Raw genomic sequence first — 12458 nt, forward strand, 5'->3', positions numbered from 1 at the left:
CCTGTTCATGAGGTCTGTGATTATTTATTTAATTGTTCTTTGATAATTTTTTCTGCTTCAGATAAGGTTTCTTTTCCTTGCATCTTGTTGCTGAATGATACGTAGTCATTAATGATCGCTTCAATCTTAGATTGATTTGTTTCGACAAATTCAACTGCTTTCTCTGTAGATCCCGTAATGTTACTTACCCATTCACTTAAACGAGAAATAACAGCTAACTTTTTATCATCGCCATTAAGATATGTCTCGCCTTTAGTTTTAGCTAACTGATTTTTTTCTTCTACAATCATAATAAATTCTTTGATCGTTTTTTGGATGCTTTCATCGAAGATAACATCTTTTGCTTTGCTGACCAAGTCATATACATTTTCAGCTGTTTCTTTAAGATCTTGTTTGACCTCTTTGATTATCTCATTAAGAGATTGATTTTTACCCATTTTTGATGTCACATACAGAGCTAGTAGTAACAGCGAAATTATTAGTAATAAAATTTCAAGTGTTGTCATTTTCTTTTCCTCCTAAATGTTTATAGATATTAACTTGTGAATCTTCTAATCTTGACACACGATGTTCTAACACATTCACATCTTTTTTAAGCGATTTTATATCTTGAGAATGAAGTTCAAGCAAGTTAATCATTTTCACATTTTGCTTTTCTATTTTTTGTAGGTTAACCATGATTTCATCATTCTTTGACTTATTGTTTTTTTCTTGCCTATTGAATTGTTTAATCGTGGTTAATATCACTACAACCATTGTCACGATCCAATAGATTAAGTTTTCCATTCTAAATAGACTTAATAGATTATCCCAGTCCATGATTTTTCATCTCTTTTCTGTAATTACTCAAGTAATCAATTTGTTCTATAATTTTATCAACATACTTTGTTGCATCATGAGTTTTGTAATTTGCCTTATACTCAAGCATTAGACTATACCAAGGTTCCGAAACCTTTAAATTAAACTGTCCAGTCTCATCATAGTGATCGAGCATACCCCTAAGTCGAAACAAATGGTAATGTGTCTTTGAGGTTGGATTGATTTCAAATTTACTTATGGCATAGACTAAAACAGCATCAATAAAATGGTAGATGAAACTTCGATCAACAGATTTAATAAGTTCATTTAGTTCATTAGAAAATTCAGGACTAAGATAATATTCATTTGAATCTATGCCCATGATATTATCGGCTGCTTGTCTGTGGTAAGCAATGATCGAATCGTCAAATTGCTGTCTTTTTATAAAATCTTCTTTCGAGAAAACAAAAAGATCATAATTTCCAATAAATAAATGCAGTATCCCTTTAAAACCGTCTAATACAACAGTTAAATCAATATCGCTATTTTCATCATCTAAACCATAAGCCTTAGAACCCCCATAATAAATGAGTAATATTTTTGTGTTTGGAAACACTTCTTTTATCATGTTATATATTTCATTCATCTTGAGATTCCTCAACGTGTTCAGGTATTGGATCAACCACTTCTAAATCATCCAATGAATCATCAAAACCAATCACATTTTGTTTTAACCAAAGATATCCATGTTCAATCGGATTTGTATTCAAAAATGTTGGATAATCTAATTGAGGTATTTCGATGTCAATCTCCTCAATAGGATCACTTTGATTTATTCTTGCTTCTTTTGATAGATAAGTTGATACACAAAGTATGATCCTTTTATCTTTATAGTTAATGCTAAACGCTGATATTCTATGGTATGAAGCTTGAACGCCAAACTTCGTATCTAAAGCCTTAATAATTGCCATATTGTCCTCACTTTCTTTTCACACGGTAAATCGTAATTGATAAAGTATCTGGTGAACCGAGATTTAATCCAGTATTGATATAAAGTTGTCCAAGATTACCATTTACTGTATGCACAAAATCACATGACTTAATAGTTGAGTCACCTTGACCAGATAAAGTTGTTACACTTTTACCGTATGCAACCCATTGCACGATATCGCTGAGTGATGACCTAAACATTGGGGATAATTCAAAAGAGATGATTTTCGATATACCACTTGTGATAGTTGGTCCTGTTTCATAACTATCTTCGATATATTGAACCGTTGTGTTTTTTGAACTTCTTGTTTGATAGACGCTACTTTCTGTACTTGCATAATAATTTAAGTAACTACCCGTTAGAGTTGATGATGCGGCAGTTCGATAATAAAAATAAGTATCTGAGACATCTGTTGATGTACCATAAGTTGATGAAACAATATGGATTTTATAGATGAAATTTGAATCAAATGAATAATTCAGAGTATGTGTATACGCATAGCCTTCATAACTATAAACAAGTTCCATCTCTCCACCAATTTTGACAACCGATGAAGGCGTTCTAGCGTATAAAGCATTCTCGTTATAATCAAATGCAAGTTCACCTAAATAGTTTAATTGTGCAGTTGTTGGTTTTGCAGTACCTCTTTTAACTCTGATGATAGCCATTAATAAGTCCCACCATCTATGATTGAGGTCGGCATAAGGACCTTAGTTTTATCAATACCTAATTTATAGGAAACTCTAGTTGGTGTGTAATTTGAGTCGACAACCGCTGTATAAATGAGTCCATCGATAATTACTCCATTGGTATAATCAGCCTCTGTTCCAGCAACTGCAATTCCATCAGCATCACTTATGTATACATTTTTAACGTTACTTAAGACTGTTCTTTGATCTTCAGTTAAATGTAAATTACTGGCGACATGCGTGTTATATGTTGATGCAGCTACACCACCTAATCCTGCAAGGGTAATTGATACCGCTCCGGTTGATCCATTAACACTTGTGACTGCATCTGTTGGTGTTAAGAGCTCTTGCCAGTTAGCTAGCGTTGAATAAGGTGATGCTTTAAGAATAAATGATTTGTTTAAGTCGGTTCTAACCGCAACGTCACCTTCTTGAGCTGTAGACAAACCAAGCATCGCAGTTTGACTTGCGACTACAAATGTATTTGTCATCGCAATCTTTGGTACAACACTGTCTGCTAGTTTGCCATTCGCATCGAGAACAGGTACATTCCCATTTCCGGTTCCAGTATTTTTGGTTGCTGCAGTTCCTAATCCAAGTGCAGTAATTTTTGTGTCAATTTGAGTGTTTACTTTAGCAACTCCAGGTATTTTTAAATAGTCTGATTCTGCTAGTGGAACTGATACACTAGCAACCTTATCTGCTTTTGCAATATATAGATGCTCACCACTAAAATCAACTAGTGGTTCACCAGCTTTTACTGATCCTGTTGTCCCAACAAGAGGACCTGTTCCTGCTGTAGTTCTTCTTTTAATTTGAATTGTGGCCATTTAAATTCCTCCTATTTTTTCATAAATAAACTTGTGATTTTATGCGTTGAGTTTGTTGTAGTTAATGTCACAACCCCATTCTCATATGAGATACTTAATGAGTAATCACTAGAAGCATATCGATATGAAACTGCTGTATTTGACCCAACGATAATGAATAGCAACTCACCTGGAAACGTAACAACTGTAGATCCATTGATCACAACATATAAGATTGCTTGGCTTAGTTCAGTTGAATTAGTTCCTGAGAAACGATAAGTTCCAGCTGAGACTAGCGTTAATTGTTTCCTGATTGGTAAGTAGTGGTTAAATATTTCATCATCTAATGTATCGACTCGCCCTTTATCGTTACTAATCATCTTTCGTGAATAACTAGTTAAAGTCACCGATGATGTCGTTTTTGTATATGCACATAGTACCAACTCATAAAGACCATCAGTAGTTAATAAATTGGTTGTTGTTAATGAAGGATACCCTCCAACCTGCTCTTTTAAGTATAAGCTTACGCTATCATCTGCTGAGTTTACACCCAAGACTACATAGCCACTTTTACTAGAGTCTGGTGTAACACCGATCATTGTTTGGTTTTCGATGTATACCAAACGTCCAAATATTGATGCATAACCATCACTAAATGTAATGGTGTTGTTTGCTAAAGTAAAACTACATTCGCTCTTTAAACCTTTTAAAATGCCAACATCGCTTGAAAAAAGAAAATGATACAAATCTGAATCAATCTTAGCTGTAACATTGCCACCTTCAAAGGTGATTTTTTGCAGTCCCATCAGAACTCACCTCCATCAATATTTGAATTTGTAATTGTGATATTACTTGTCGAAGTACTGCCAGTATTTTTACTGAGCAGTTGTATTTTTTCTGTGAGTTTCACTCTATATTCTCCTAACGTTATCGTTGCATGTTTCATTGAATCTCTAAATTCAATTCCAGTTATAACTGAATCATAGGTTTTACCTTTATGAATAAACGATACATAATCACCTAAATTAATGTTTTTGAACGGTACAAAAATGTTATTGTTCATATCAATCATAAAAGTAATGTTGTGATCTAGTTTTGACGTGACCATTTCACTTCTTGCTTTTGTTTCAAGAGATAAGTATTCGTTATCTGTATAAAAATAGCTCTTTGACATCACACTTGTATATCTTAGATCAGACGAGCTATCTTCTGTGATATCTCCAGTTGTTAGTAGATAAAACGTTCTAACATTTAGATAGGTTTGGTTTTCACTTCTCGGATAGAAAATGACCTTATTAACGAGTTGACTTGTTGAATCATTGGTTTCTATCTGCATGATTGATGAAAAATCACTTTTGATGGTCGTCCCTTGATTGACACCAACAATTCTAAATTTAATACCCGTAATTCTTCCTCTAATGTAGATGACTTCTGTTTTAAAACTAATACCATATCCCTTAGATACGAGTTCAAATATCTTTGACATATTAATGATGTTGTCTGTTTCAAAATTCAAACTTCCGGATGCACTTGTTTCTTTACTGATATTTAAATATGACAAATTTTGTCTTGTGTCTGAATTATTCTTGAAATAGCTCGAAATGATTTGATATAAATAATCCGCTAAATCACCACTAAAACTTGGTGCAATGATATCCAAATTAAAAATCTCCCTAAAATCGAGAGATTTAATACTCGTTGTATAATCATCTAATCGTTCAATACTTTCAAGAATACCTATATATGAGAATGTGTCATGTTTCAGGATGACAATATCCCCGATTTCACAGTTAATCTCTGTCTTGTTCACTTGAAACGTTGATCGCTTAATTAAAACCATGTCTAAAATGATCTCATATTGCTTACTGACATATGCATTATCTTTATACTGCAAAGTACTTCGATCTAAGAACAATAGTTTCATATTAAATCCCTAAATATCCTTCAAGCACAGTTACTTTACATATCGTTTCAGTTGCAACGCCTGGTTTAAACTCAAACTCGTAATTACCATGACCCAGAAAGATAAAATTATCCGTTTCAAAATCTTGTAATCCATATATGTCTGTAACAATACCTGATTCTTCTTTTGTCATTAACTGTTTACTTGGAATAGCGTTTACTACAATAGAAGCATTATCAGCAGTTATGTATAACCTTAGAGTTGCCACAATCTCTCCGCTCTTCTTGACTATAACTTCAGGATCAATTACATCTCCAAGCATTTCTATGACGACAGGTGCATCATCCAATCCATCATTAATGATAAATGTTTTTCCCTCATATGAACTTGAATAGTGATATGGATAAATATAAGGATATACTTTGCCGGTTGCAGTTCCATTTGCTATGATTTCATAAGTCTTTTCTCTTAGCCATAGTGATAACTTTTTGAAAACAATAGTACTTTGTAATGTGCCCGAAATGAGTTCTGCTTTCGTTAGGCTTGCTACATCAACAAAACAATATGCCTTAAATGCATCTGTTTGATAATATAACTTTAGGTCGTCACCACTTTTACTAATGAAATCAACAAAGGCTTTATATCCTATATAACCTTTTAAGAATACAAGTGTTGTCGTTATTTCTGAAAGTGGAATCTTATATTCTGACCTTGAAAAAAGGTTATGATATTCTAAATACTTGGAATCGAGAGCAAACCCTAATCCACTTACTTGAGAGATGTGTGTTTGATTTTTATAGTTAAAGTAGTAAGTGTCACCATATTTGTTTTCTATATAAAATTGCCTAATCAAATCACATTACCTCCTAAAGCTCTATTGATGGAGTCTATATCGAATGTCGAAGATGTCGTATTGATTGTGATATTGTTTGTGTTGCTTGTTGACGAATTCGAACTGGAGTTGTTGACTGTGCTTGATCCTTTTAGATTAAATGTGTCACTAAAAAATCCACCAATCTTACCGAAAAATCCACCAACTTTATCTGCAGCTTTTCCTGCAAAATCACTAACGCCATTCGTAACTTTAGAGGCAATGTTGCTGATACCATCGGTTACACTTCCGAATACATTCTTTATCTTTCCACCAAAGTCTCCTATTTTTGATGGCAAATCTCCAATCCATTCAAATATTTTCTGAATAAATTCGATGATCTTTTGCACAACTTTTAAAATTGGATCTAGAACTGTCTTTAAAACTTTGATTGCTGGAACTAATATGGCTTGTAAGACTTGACCTAAAGTAGTAATCAAAGGTGCCAGTGCTTCTAATATCTCAGCAAACATTGTCACTTGCATAATCAGTGGCATGAGTAAAACATCTAAGATAGGTACTAATAAATCAACAAGCATCACAACTAAATCAATAATCACATCAAGAATAGGCTCTAGTGCAGTAAGGAGTGCATCAACGATCATCATGATCGGAGGTAGCAACAACATAAATGTTTCCATGAGTCTATCAAGAAGTGCTCTAAACTCTTCACTTTGAAATAAAGCAAGGGCTAAAATGGCGATGAGCGCGCCTATACCAAGGGTGGCAAAGTTTATACCTGCACCTGCAAAAAGCCCAGCAGCACCCACACCTTTAAGCGTCATAGCCACAATATTTAAGAGTGGTCCAACCTTACCAACAACCCCGAGTACTGGACCAATAGCCGCAACTAATCCTATAAGGGTTGCGATCATTTTCTTTGTATCTGAATCTAGACTATTCCATTTTGCAATCCAGTCTTTAACGACAGGTATCATTTCATCTCTGACTTTGATGATTAAGTTTTGAATCACAGGCATAAGTGTACTAGCAATATCAACTGCAAGACTAGATAAGGCTTGTTTGGTTCTATCTAGGGCATCTGTAAACTCACCAGCTTGTGCAGCTTGTTCATTTGTCACAATACCAAGTTCTCTTGCTTCTTGTCTTAAGTCATTTATAACTTCTGCTTCTTTAGATAAAACCGGAATAATATCAGCTGCGACTCTTTCACTTAATAAATCATTGGCCACACCTAGTCTTACTGCTTCATCTTCCACTTTACTTAAAGCATCTCTAATCAGTAAGAATGCTTCATCCGCATTTTTACCTTTTAAATCATCAACAGTTAGTCCAATTAAGCCTAGACTATCCGCAAACTTATCACCATTGCCAGTCGCAATATCACCTAAGATACCATTAACCTTAACAAACGCTCGTTCCATTCTTTCTGTGGAAACCCCTAATATAGTTGCGGTATGATTCCACTCTTGAAATGCTTCAGCTGATAAACCAATCTTCTCTGCAGTATCACCAATCTCATCTGCAGTATAAGCAGTCTTAATCGAAAACGCTGTTAATGCAGAAACGGCTCCTAAGATAGGAACTGTTACAGATTTTGTCAGTGTAGAACCAAGTTTTCCAATCTTATCAAACTTGGCGTTACTTAATTCTTTAATTTTATTGTTTGTATTACTTAGTTGGCCATTCAGTTTTCCGAGTTCAGCTTCTGTATATTGGACATTACGTTTGAGCTTATTAAACTCATCTTGACTCATGTCACCAATCTGAACTGCTTTTTTGGCTTTTTCAAGTTCTAGATTTTGTGTATCTAATCTTTTCTTTGTTGTTTGTAAAATACTATTTAATTTATCTTGTTTTGATTTCCATAAATCAAGATTAGAACTATCATATCTTAGATTAGCATTAATAGCTTTTAAATCTTTATTTTGTTCTTTAAGATCCTTTTTAATATCTTTAAGCTCATTTTCTAAATCTCTACCATCAAGGCTAAGTTTGATATTGAGTCCTTTTACTGTTTCTGCGATGTTTCCACCTCCAATGCATAAAAAAACACATCAGATTTGACGTGTTATTATAAAGAACATTTTAATTATTATAATCATTTATTAAATCGTTTATTTGTCTACTACAACATTTACCAGTAGGACTTTTGTGAACACAATCACTGTTTTTCATCGCGTTTGTATTTTTTACAACCTTTCCTACTGTATCACACTCTTTATTCACTATCGCATCAACAATTTCAGCTTTTTCTACTTTACTACAATAGCAAATATATTTTGGATCAGCATCTTCCTTGTACCAAATCGGAACTTTAACATCAGTTTGCATTATCATATTTTCTTCACCAGAAAAATAAGCAACATCACATGTTGGGTTTAAGCATAAATAATAATCTTGATTAACCTCAATGGATTCTATGCTAGTTAAGCTTTTAACTGTAACATTACTTACCAGTTCGCCATTCACATTACATTTTGGACATGGTTTTGTTTTTTGCATAATAGTCACCTATTATCCATCAATTAATTGTGAATCCTGATTAAAAAATGTTTTATATCCAAAAATTAAAAATATATAAGTGCTTAATGATACACCACCTAAGATTCCAAGCATAACCCCAATTTGATACATGATAGCAGTCGTTGGTACAACACCAGATAAAATCTGTCCAGTCATCATACCAGGCAAGAAAATGATCCCCATCCCCAGCATATTATTAAGGGTCGGCATGATAGCTGAATCGAATGCTTGATTAATGATATCATGGCTTGCTTCTTTTGGTGTTGCACCTAATACTAACGACTCAATCACTTCATCTTTTTGATCCGTAAATTTATTGAGTAACGTATGAATACCAAGTGTGATTCCTGTCATGCTATTACCAATAATCATCCCAGTTATTGGAATAAGGTATTGAGGGTTATAATACGGCTCAATTTGTACAACAATAAACACAAAATAAAATAACGCAATGAGTCCACCAGTGGGTAAACTAAGCATAATAACTTTTTTTAAAGATGGGGTTAGATCATCCTTAAACTTTCTAAACACTGTTAAAACACTGAACCCTACCATTAATAAAACAACACCAAATGTCACAAAGGGCGATGGGTTATCAAAGATTGCTGTTAAAAGAAGGCCCATTACAACAAGCTGCACCGTCATTCTAAGGGTTGCAAGTATCAACGTTTTTTCTCTTTTAATGCCACGCCTATTTAAAATCCATAAAATAAAAACAACAAAGACATAGCCAAATAAAACTTGCCAAACACTAAGCTGAATGATTGTATCATTATTCAAGCGACTCAACCCCTTTCACTTCACCCTTGGCAATTTCAATCAAAATATCACCATATTTTTTAGCAACCGCTTTAGAGTGTGTAATCATCACCAAACTCAACTGGTTTTTTTTAACAAAATCAACAACCATTGAAATCACTAAATCTTCAGTTTCATCATCTAATGCACTTGATGGTTCATCCATTATATAAACCTCACCTTTAAGCAACATCACTCTTGCAAGCGCAAGACGTTGCGCTTCTCCACCTGATAGTTTGCTTGCATCATGGCCTAAAGATTGGGTTAATTTCACTTGTTTAAGCATCTTTTCCATCGTTTCATCAGTAACATTCAAGCGATGAAAAGAAGCTGCTTTCATTAAATTATCCTTAATTGTTTTTTTATAGATATAAGGTTTTTGTGATAAGTAAATAACGCTTTTTCTTAATGCAACCGCATCATAATCTTTTAACTTTTTATCTTTATACACAATCTCACCTTCATCAGGTGAAATCATTTTATTTAGCAGTTTTAAAAGGGTAGACTTACCCGCGCCACTCTCCCCAACAATACATGTGATTTTCCCTTGTTTAATGGTTAAATCATCGATGTTTAAAATGTCTTTATATTTTACCTCTTTTAGTCTAAACATAATAGTCACCTCTTACTGCTATTATAACATACTATATGAGAAAGTTATCGATATCATGTTGTCTTGCTCTTTTACTGGATTTAGGTCCACTAATCACATTTTTCTCTAGTTCTACGATTGAAAAGTATGTTTCTAGATCAAATGACTTGGTATCTTCAATCGATAATCCTAAGTGCGCAAGATTGAAGATGATGTTAGCGGTAATATCTTTTTCTTCTGCACTACTTTGATTTGCTGGGTTGGGGTGTGCTTTTCTGAAATGTCCCGAGCATTTCACCTATCGTATTCGTTAGATTTTGTAACTCATCCTGGTTACTTAATAAACCAAAATCAAGTGACATTAAAAAGTCATTATATGATTGCTTGCTAAAAGGTCGATGAAGCACATAGATGATTCTAAAGATCGTATCAATCACTGTCGATAAATCTTCTTCTTTTTTACCCGTCTTTTCTAGCTTTTTAATATCACTAAATAGTTCAGTTGAAAATACATTACGGTAATCAATAATTGTAAATAGTGATGAATGCAGGCGATAGTCTTTATCACCTAGATTAAGTGTTTTTTCCATGTGCTACTCCTTATAAAAATGTTGGCAATGTCGGTGCAGTGGTTAGAAATGTTGCGTAGTTTGTATCTTGTGCGCCTGCGATTGCCCTTAAGATCAGATTGTTTCCTGCTTCAATTGGTCTTGCTGTAATATTAAGTTCAATTGAGTTTGCTTCAATAGAATCTGATTTTGTTTTACTCGAGTCTCCTGAAGGCGATGCTGTACATAAGAAATACCATATACGTCTTGCTTTCATGTCACCTTGTATTTCATAGCCTAATGCGAATGTTTTTGTCTCAGCATTCACAATTTCTATTAAGTTCCCATTGGTATCTTCTAAGAACCCAAAGATATCCTTTTTAAATGCTTCATCAATTTCTGTGAACTTTAATGTCACGTTAGATCCTGAATTAGATACGAGTGTCTTAATGACTTTATCATCTGCATAAACTTGTGCACTACTACCAATGACCTCAGTACTAATTTCTTGTGCGCCTTCTAATCGTTTAGGTACACCAAAAGTCCAACTACCATCTTCTGTTTGTGTTGCTAGTGCATAGTGCACATTGGTTAAACCAAAAGTTACTTTATTACTCATTGTTATAAAACCTCCAATTTGATTTCATATACACGGTTTATTGAACCGTCTTCATTTTGATATTCAGTGATCATTTGAAATTCATAACCACCATAATATAAAGATACCTCGAGCTTTTCTTCTAACTCGAGGTTTTTATGTTTTGTTATTAGATTAAGTTGAATCGTTAGTATTCGCATGGTTACTTTATCGTCTGCATACATCGATCCCTTATTTGATACTTCTTGATAAATGATATACTCATCACTTTCATCTATACTATCTTTTTTACCATATGAAACTTGTCCTGGTAAAACAGAACTTAATGTCGTGTAAAGTGATTCTAAAATTTCTTTCATATCAGTTTCCTTTAGAAATGATTTCTTTGATGTCTTCTAACATCTTTGGTGTAAACATATCGTAAGCCGGCCTCATAAAAGGTCTTGGCCCGACATATTTTCCACTTCGGTGTGTATAGCCAAACTCAAGTAAATGTGTGAGTCCACCTTTGCCTTCAGAGTAAATAGATATAGATGTGTTCAATCCACTTCCATTTGAAGTTGCGACAAATGAATCCGCAAATGCATTTTTATAGCCACTTCTTGGTGCATTACGTTTCATGTAAATTAATATATCTTTAGCAGTATCATTTAATCTTTTTTCAAGCTTTGGGATTATGCCTTCTACATAATTTTCTATTTCATCTTCAATCGCTTGTCCTAAATCATTCAGTGTAATCAATGATATCACCTAACTTGATGGATGTTCTTTTTAAATAAAGTTCAATAAATTGTCCTGCTTGATAGGTTCTTTCTATCTTATAGATAACACTACCTATATCCACATACTTAGAACTATCATAGACGATTCCTTGTACTTTAACCGCGATATCAATTCTGATATCTGAACGTTTACTTTCATAGTACTCTCTTGAAGTAATCGAAAAATTAATACCAATCACTTCTTTTTTCGACTTAAATTGATAACTCATTACACCCATGGTGTTAGGAACCATCTCCAAGGTTAGTAAGTGCATTCTTATATTGGGGGAATTTGGATACATTTTTTTTAGCTCCCTTTTGTTAATGCGAGTTGACCTACCAGCATATCAAATGACTTGGGTAGTTCTTTTGCGCTTCCATCGTTTTTAAAGCCATAAAATGTCTTCACATAAATAATAATGACTGTACTAACCATTGGATTTGATTCATCATTTATATAAGAAGGATCAACCCCACAACTTTCTAAGTAATGTTTACAGCTATTGATGTGCGTGTTTAACTCATCATCTGCATAAGTCTCTACTTGGGGGATGAGTAAAGCCTTTTTTACAATATCTAAAATTGCCATGAAATCGATCCTTTCTTAACTAAA

General features: G+C 33.7%; 19 protein-coding genes. All 19 read right to left on the reverse strand.

The features are described from left to right. Positions 1-20: 20 nt before the first annotated feature. Complete coding sequence (locus BK011_07140) at positions 21-506, reverse strand: hypothetical protein (protein ID AUD65477.1); 486 nt, start codon at positions 504-506, stop codon at positions 21-23. Then, a complete protein-coding gene (locus BK011_07145) occupies positions 493-819 on the reverse strand; it encodes a hypothetical protein (protein ID AUD65478.1) in 327 nt (108 codons plus the stop codon). The genes BK011_07140 and BK011_07145 overlap by 14 nt, the downstream gene beginning before the upstream one ends. Next, on the reverse strand, positions 806-1444 hold the full coding sequence (locus tag BK011_07150) for a hypothetical protein (protein ID AUD65479.1): 639 nt from the start codon (positions 1442-1444) through the stop codon (positions 806-808). Before BK011_07150 ends, BK011_07145 begins: the two co-directional genes overlap by 14 nt. Continuing rightward, positions 1437-1769, reverse strand: coding sequence for a hypothetical protein (locus BK011_07155; GenBank protein ID AUD65480.1), 333 nt, complete (start codon positions 1767-1769; stop codon positions 1437-1439). The genes BK011_07150 and BK011_07155 overlap by 8 nt, the downstream gene beginning before the upstream one ends. 7 nt (positions 1770-1776) lie before the next feature. After that, a complete protein-coding gene (locus BK011_07160) occupies positions 1777-2457 on the reverse strand; it encodes a hypothetical protein (GenBank protein ID AUD65481.1) in 681 nt (226 codons plus the stop codon). Continuing rightward, entirely contained in the window at positions 2457-3308 is an 852-nt protein-coding gene (locus tag BK011_07165; GenBank protein ID AUD65482.1) for a hypothetical protein, read from the reverse strand. Before BK011_07165 ends, BK011_07160 begins: the two co-directional genes overlap by 1 nt. Before the next feature lie 11 nt (positions 3309-3319). After that, positions 3320-4093 carry a hypothetical protein gene (locus BK011_07170; GenBank protein ID AUD65483.1) on the reverse strand — a complete coding sequence of 258 codons (774 nt, stop codon included), beginning with the start codon at positions 4091-4093 and terminating at the stop codon, positions 3320-3322. Further along, the gene (locus BK011_07175) at positions 4093-5211 is read right to left on the reverse strand and encodes a hypothetical protein (protein AUD65484.1); all 1119 of its coding nucleotides are present in this window, start codon (positions 5209-5211) and stop codon (positions 4093-4095) included. Before BK011_07175 ends, BK011_07170 begins: the two co-directional genes overlap by 1 nt. Position 5212: 1 nt before the next feature. Continuing rightward, positions 5213-6043: a hypothetical protein gene (locus tag BK011_07180; GenBank protein AUD65485.1), complete on the reverse strand. Its 831-nt coding sequence runs from the start codon at positions 6041-6043 to the stop codon at positions 5213-5215. Beyond that, positions 6040-7779, reverse strand: a complete 1740-nt coding sequence (locus tag BK011_07185) for a hypothetical protein (protein ID AUD65486.1) — start codon at positions 7777-7779, stop codon at positions 6040-6042. Before BK011_07185 ends, BK011_07180 begins: the two co-directional genes overlap by 4 nt. A gap of 331 nt (positions 7780-8110) precedes the next feature. Next, the gene (locus BK011_07190; GenBank protein ID AUD65487.1) at positions 8111-8527 is read right to left on the reverse strand and encodes a hypothetical protein; all 417 of its coding nucleotides are present in this window, start codon (positions 8525-8527) and stop codon (positions 8111-8113) included. 12 nt (positions 8528-8539) lie between these two features. Then, on the reverse strand, positions 8540-9328 hold the full coding sequence (locus BK011_07195) for an iron export ABC transporter permease subunit FetB (protein AUD65488.1): 789 nt from the start codon (positions 9326-9328) through the stop codon (positions 8540-8542). After that, positions 9321-9959, reverse strand: a complete 639-nt coding sequence (locus BK011_07200; protein ID AUD65489.1) for an ABC transporter ATP-binding protein — start codon at positions 9957-9959, stop codon at positions 9321-9323. Before BK011_07200 ends, BK011_07195 begins: the two co-directional genes overlap by 8 nt. A 221-nt stretch (positions 9960-10180) precedes the next feature. Next, positions 10181-10528, reverse strand: coding sequence for a hypothetical protein (locus BK011_07205; protein ID AUD65490.1), 348 nt, complete (start codon positions 10526-10528; stop codon positions 10181-10183). Between the two features lie 10 nt (positions 10529-10538). Next, positions 10539-11105 (reverse strand): hypothetical protein, encoded by a 567-nt coding sequence (locus tag BK011_07210; GenBank protein AUD65491.1) that lies wholly within the window; start codon positions 11103-11105, stop codon positions 10539-10541. Between the two features lie 2 nt (positions 11106-11107). Then, a complete protein-coding gene (locus BK011_07215) occupies positions 11108-11443 on the reverse strand; it encodes a hypothetical protein (protein AUD65492.1) in 336 nt (111 codons plus the stop codon). A 1-nt stretch (position 11444) separates the two neighbouring features. Further along, positions 11445-11825: a hypothetical protein gene (locus tag BK011_07220; GenBank protein ID AUD65493.1), complete on the reverse strand. Its 381-nt coding sequence runs from the start codon at positions 11823-11825 to the stop codon at positions 11445-11447. Further along, positions 11809-12084 carry a hypothetical protein gene (locus BK011_07225; GenBank protein AUD65494.1) on the reverse strand — a complete coding sequence of 92 codons (276 nt, stop codon included), beginning with the start codon at positions 12082-12084 and terminating at the stop codon, positions 11809-11811. Before BK011_07225 ends, BK011_07220 begins: the two co-directional genes overlap by 17 nt. A 68-nt stretch (positions 12085-12152) precedes the next feature. Next, a complete protein-coding gene (locus BK011_07230) occupies positions 12153-12434 on the reverse strand; it encodes a hypothetical protein (GenBank protein ID AUD65495.1) in 282 nt (93 codons plus the stop codon). Positions 12435-12458 lie beyond the last annotated feature (24 nt).

Source organism: Tenericutes bacterium MZ-XQ, from assembly GCA_002838205.1.
GTDB lineage: Bacteria > Bacillota_I > Bacilli_A > Acholeplasmatales > Acholeplasmataceae > Mariniplasma.

Coding starts and splice junctions, on each gene's coding strand:
- BK011_07145 (AUD65478.1), bottom strand. CDS start 819: ATGGACTGGGATAATCTATTAAGTCTATTTAGAATGGAAAACTTAATC.
- BK011_07200 (AUD65489.1), bottom strand. CDS start 9,959: ATGTTTAGACTAAAAGAGGTAAAATATAAAGACATTTTAAACATCGAT.
- BK011_07160 (AUD65481.1), bottom strand. CDS start 2,457: ATGGCTATCATCAGAGTTAAAAGAGGTACTGCAAAACCAACAACTGCA.
- BK011_07140 (AUD65477.1), bottom strand. CDS start 506: ATGACAACACTTGAAATTTTATTACTAATAATTTCGCTGTTACTACTA.
- BK011_07165 (AUD65482.1), bottom strand. CDS start 3,308: ATGGCCACAATTCAAATTAAAAGAAGAACTACAGCAGGAACAGGTCCT.
- BK011_07215 (AUD65492.1), bottom strand. CDS start 11,443: ATGAAAGAAATTTTAGAATCACTTTACACGACATTAAGTTCTGTTTTA.
- BK011_07225 (AUD65494.1), bottom strand. CDS start 12,084: ATGGGTGTAATGAGTTATCAATTTAAGTCGAAAAAAGAAGTGATTGGT.
- BK011_07175 (AUD65484.1), bottom strand. CDS start 5,211: ATGAAACTATTGTTCTTAGATCGAAGTACTTTGCAGTATAAAGATAAT.
- BK011_07170 (AUD65483.1), bottom strand. CDS start 4,093: ATGGGACTGCAAAAAATCACCTTTGAAGGTGGCAATGTTACAGCTAAG.
- BK011_07150 (AUD65479.1), bottom strand. CDS start 1,444: ATGAATGAAATATATAACATGATAAAAGAAGTGTTTCCAAACACAAAA.
- BK011_07155 (AUD65480.1), bottom strand. CDS start 1,769: ATGGCAATTATTAAGGCTTTAGATACGAAGTTTGGCGTTCAAGCTTCA.
- BK011_07210 (AUD65491.1), bottom strand. CDS start 11,105: ATGAGTAATAAAGTAACTTTTGGTTTAACCAATGTGCACTATGCACTA.
- BK011_07190 (AUD65487.1), bottom strand. CDS start 8,527: ATGCAAAAAACAAAACCATGTCCAAAATGTAATGTGAATGGCGAACTG.
- BK011_07230 (AUD65495.1), bottom strand. CDS start 12,434: ATGGCAATTTTAGATATTGTAAAAAAGGCTTTACTCATCCCCCAAGTA.
- BK011_07205 (AUD65490.1), bottom strand. CDS start 10,528: ATGGAAAAAACACTTAATCTAGGTGATAAAGACTATCGCCTGCATTCA.
- BK011_07185 (AUD65486.1), bottom strand. CDS start 7,779: ATGAGTCAAGATGAGTTTAATAAGCTCAAACGTAATGTCCAATATACA.